The sequence below is a fragment of the Pinirhizobacter sp. genome, assembly GCF_035317885.1.
Lineage (GTDB): Bacteria > Pseudomonadota > Gammaproteobacteria > Xanthomonadales > Rhodanobacteraceae > Pinirhizobacter.
In genome coordinates, this window is the sequence record NZ_DATHFX010000300.1 from 1 (window position 1) to 2,545 (window position 2,545).

The window sequence follows — 2,545 nt, forward strand, 5'->3', positions numbered from 1 at the left end:
GCACCTGGCCAAGCGTGGCGACAAGACGGCCATCATCTTCGAGGGCGACGACCCGGATGAAACCCGCAGCCTTACATATAAGGAGTTGCACGCCGAGGTCTGCAAGTTCGCCAACACGCTGAAGAACCTTGGCGTGGGCAAAGGTGACCGCGTGGCCATCTACCTGCCGATGATCCCGGAAGCGGCCGTGGCCATGCTGGCCTGCGCGCGCATCGGCGCCATCCATTCGGTGGTGTTCGGCGGCTTCTCGCCCGATTCGCTGGCCGGCCGCATCGCCGATTCCGGCTCGCGCCTGGTGATCACGGCTGACGAAGGCGTGCGCGGTGGCAAGAAGATCCCGCTGAAGGCCAATGTGGATGCCGCCCTCGCCAAGCGCGGCACCGATAGCGTGGAGACGGTGATCGTGGTGCGCCGTACCGGCGGCGCGATCACCATGCAGTCGCCGCGCGACCGCTGGTACCACACGCTGATGGAGGGCCAGGGCACCGATTGCCCCGCCGAACCGATGGACGCGGAAGATCCGCTGTTCACGCTGTACACCTCAGGTTCCACCGGCCAGCCCAAGGGTGTGCTGCACACCAGCGGCGGATACCTTGTCTTTGCCAGCCTCACCCATGAGCGCGTGTTCGACCTGCGCGAGGACGACATCTACTGGTGCACCGCGGACGTGGGCTGGATCACCGGCCACAGCTACGTGGTTTATGGGCCGCTGGCCAACGGCGCCACCGTGGTGATGTTCGACGGCGTGCCGAACTACCCCGATTTCTCGCGCTTCTGGAACGTGGTCGACAAGCACAAGGTGACCTTGTTCTATACCGCGCCCACAGCCATCCGCGCGCTGATGCGCGAAGGCGATGGGCCGGTGAAGAAAACCTCGCGCAAGTCGCTGCGCATCCTGGGCAGCGTGGGCGAACCGATCAACCCGGAAGCATGGGAGTGGTATTCGCGCGTGGTGGGCGATGGCCGTTGCCCGATCGTCGATACCTGGTGGCAGACCGAAACCGGCGGCATCATGATCACGCCGCTGCCCGGCGCCATCGAAACCAAGCCGGGCTCGGCAACGCTTCCCTTCTTCGGCATCGTGCCGGCGGTGGTGGACACCGACGGTAAGGAAATGGATGGCCCGGCCTCCGGCAACCTGGTGATCACGCGCTCGTGGCCAGGCCAGATGCGCACCGTCTACGGCGACCACCAGCGCTTCATCGACACCTATTTCAAGACCTATCCCGGACGCTATTTCACCGGCGACGGCGTCCGCCGCGATGAAGACGGCTACTACTGGATCACCGGCCGCGTGGACGATGTGATCAACGTGTCGGGCCATCGCATCGGCACCGCGGAAGTGGAAAGCGCGCTGGTGGCGCACCCGAAGGTGGCCGAGGCTGCCGTGGTCGGCTGCCCGCACGAGATCAAGGGCCAGGGCATCTATGCCTTCGTCACACTCAATGCCGGTATAGCCGGCAGCGAGGAACTGCGCAAGGAACTGATTGCCGGCGTACGCAAGGAGATCGGCGCGATCGCGGCACCGGATTACCTGCAGTGGGCGCCGAGCCTGCCCAAGACGCGTTCGGGCAAGATCATGCGCCGCATCCTGCGCAAGATCGCCGAAAACCAACCCGACCAACTGGGCGACATTTCCACGCTTGCCGACCCCAGCGTGGTGGCCAATCTGGTCAATGAGCGCCTGGTGAAATAAAGGCTACCCATGGCCGACGTCCTGATCGCCGACGATCATCCGCTGTTCCGCGACGCCCTGCAGCGCGCGGTGCTGGCGGCGCTGCCTGCCGCCCAGGTGTACACGGCCGATAGCGTAGATGCGCTGCTTGTGCTGGTGGAAGGCCACGCCGACGCCGACCTGCTGCTGCTGGACCTGCACATGCCCGGCGCCCGCGGCTATTCGGCGCTGGCGCATATCCGCGGCCAGTACCCGGGCCTGCCGATCATCGTGGTTTCCGGCCACGAGGAATCGCAGGTGGCCCATCGTGCCATCGCCCACGGCGCCTCGGGCTACATCCCCAAGTCCGCGCCGGTGGACCAGATCGTGCGCGCTATCCACGCGGTGCTCGACGGCGACGCCTGGCTGCCGCCGCAGATGATCGGCAACGGCGGCGCGCTGGATCCCAGTGAAGAAGACATCGCAGCAAGGGTGGCATCGCTCACACCGCAGCAGTTCCGTGTGCTGAACATGATCGCCGAAGGGTTGTTGAACAAGCAGATCGCTTATGACCTTGGTGTGTCCGAGGCCACGGTGAAGGCACATATGACGGCGATCATGCGTAAGCTTGGGGTATCGAATCGGACGCAGGTGGCGTTGGCGGCGAGTCATCTGGCGGTGGAGCCGGCGCGTACGCCACCGGTGTAACGCGACCGCAGCGCAAGAGCGAAGGGTCAGCGAAGCTGTGCCAGCCAGATCGTACGTTGCCCGCAGGTTGGGTCTTCAATCACGTGCGATAACACGTCGAACCCATGCGTATCTAACAATGCCTGGTATTCGGCGGAATCTAGACTCGCATGGTAAAGAGGTTCGCCGCCGAACGTTCCCATC

General features: G+C 64.6%; 2 protein-coding genes. Both read left to right on the forward strand.

The window, feature by feature from the left end; genetic code table 11:
• On the forward strand, positions 1 to 1,696 hold a 1,696-nt coding region (acs, locus tag VK519_RS09775), incomplete at its 5' end, for an acetate--CoA ligase (RefSeq protein WP_324349370.1).
• A 9-nt stretch (positions 1,697 to 1,705) separates the two neighbouring features.
• Positions 1,706 to 2,362: a response regulator transcription factor gene (locus tag VK519_RS09780; RefSeq protein ID WP_324349372.1), complete on the forward strand. Its 657-nt coding sequence runs from the start codon at positions 1,706 to 1,708 to the stop codon at positions 2,360 to 2,362.
• Positions 2,363 to 2,545 lie beyond the last annotated feature (183 nt).

Bases quoted from the DNA above. Each gene is read 5' to 3' on its own strand.
- VK519_RS09780 (WP_324349372.1), top strand. From the start codon at position 1,706: ATGGCCGACGTCCTGATCGCCGACGATCATCCGCTGTTCCGCGACGCC.